The organism is Quyinboa sediminis (assembly GCF_042219855.1).
Lineage (GTDB): Bacteria > Bacteroidota > Bacteroidia > Bacteroidales > UBA5342 > JBHJHP01.
This window is the reverse complement of sequence record NZ_JBHJHP010000017.1, coordinates 3,520-5,431: the sequence shown is the minus strand read 5'-3', so window position 1 is coordinate 5,431 and position 1,912 is coordinate 3,520. Positions and strand designations below refer to the sequence as shown.

Annotated in this window: 1 rRNA gene; it reads left to right on the top strand. The window is 49.5% G+C overall.

Features of this window, described 5'->3' with window-relative positions:
* Positions 1-363 precede the first annotated feature (363 nt).
* Positions 364-1,883, top strand: a 16S ribosomal RNA gene (locus ACE1EF_RS19770).
* Positions 1,884-1,912 lie beyond the last annotated feature (29 nt).

Below are 1,912 nucleotides of genomic sequence, written 5' to 3'. Positions count from 1 at the left end.
AAAAGTTTGGATAATAGGGATAAAGATTGCTTTCTTTGCAGCCGCTTTTGGAAGGGGTAGAGGCCCTGGAATAGATGGCAGGATTTTAGGAAGAAAATAAATCAGAAATGATTTGGAGGCAAAGGAAAGAAGTATTAATTTTGCCACACTTTTTTCGGCCAATAAAAACCCGGGCCCAGTGCTTAGGGGATTTAGAGGGAGAAGAGAGGGAAAAAAAGCGGGAGGTGCCGCAAGGGCACCGGCGTTCATTGAGGAACTGTAAAGTCTTATAATAAGGTAAGAAAAAATTTAAAAACAAGCGAACCGTCATTCTTAATTAAATGAAAGAGCGAGGGGGTCAAAGCTCTAAAAATTTTTATAACTACAACGAAGAGTTTGATCCTGGCTCAGGATGAACGCTAGCGACAGGCCTAACACATGCAAGTCGAGCGGGATTAGATAGCTTGCTATCTATGAGAGCGGCGCACGGGTGCGTAACGCGTATGCAACCTACCCTTTACAGGGGGATAGCCCGGAGAAATCCGGATTAATACCCCATAAGATTATGAACCTGCATGGGTTTATAATTAAAGTTACGGCGGTAAAGGATGGGCATGCGTATGATTAGTTAGTTGGTGAGGTAACGGCTCACCAAGGCAGCGATCATTAGGGGTTCTGAGAGGAAGGTCCCCCACACTGGTACTGAGACACGGACCAGACTCCTACGGGAGGCAGCAGTGAGGAATATTGGTCAATGGGCGCAAGCCTGAACCAGCCATGTCGCGTGCAGGAAGACTGCCCTATGGGTTGTAAACTGCTTTTGTACGGGAATAACCGTGGATACGTGTATCCACCTGCATGTACCGTACGAATAAGGATCGGCTAACTCCGTGCCAGCAGCCGCGGTAATACGGAGGATTCGAGCGTTATCCGGATTCATTGGGTTTAAAGGGTGCGTAGGCGGAGATTTAAGTCAGAGGTGAAATCCTGCAGCTCAACTGTAGAATTGCCTTTGAAACTGAATTTCTTGAGTATGGACGAGGCAGGCGGAATGTGTAATGTAGCGGTGAAATGCATAGATATTACACAGAACCCCGATTGCGTAGGCAGCTTGCCAGACCACAACTGACGCTGATGCACGAAAGCGTGGGGAGCGAACAGGATTAGATACCCTGGTAGTCCACGCCGTAAACGATGTTCACTAGCTGTATGCGATACACAGTATGCGGCCGAGCGAAAGCATTAAGTGAACCACCTGGGGAGTACGTTGGCAACAATGAAACTCAAAGGAATTGACGGGGGCCCGCACAAGCGGAGGAACATGTGGTTTAATTCGATGATACGCGAGGAACCTTACCTGGGCTTAAATGCAGAGTGCATAGGTCAGAGATGATCTTTTCTTCGGACTCTTTGCAAGGTGCTGCATGGTTGTCGTCAGCTCGTGCCGTGAGGTGTCGGGTTAAGTCCCATAACGAGCGCAACCCCTGCCGTTAGTTGCCATCAGGTTAAGCTGGGAACTCTAACGGGACTGCCGGTGTAAACCGCGAGGAAGGTGGGGATGACGTCAAATCAGCACGGCCCTTACGTCCAGGGCTACACACGTGTTACAATGGCCGGTACAGAGGGCAGCTACATAGCAATATGATGCGAATCTCGAAAGCCGGTCTCAGTTCGGATTGGAGTCTGCAACCCGACTCCATGAAGTTGGATTCGCTAGTAATCGCGCATCAGCCACGGCGCGGTGAATACGTTCCCGGGCCTTGTACACACCGCCCGTCAAACCATGGAAGCTGGGGGTACCTGAAGTACGTTACCGCAAGGATCGTCCTAGGGTAAATCTAGTGACTGGGGTTAAGTCGTAACAAGGTAGCCGTACCGGAAGGTGTGGCTGGAACACCTCCTTTTTGGAGAGCAACCCCTTGATCTTTGAAAT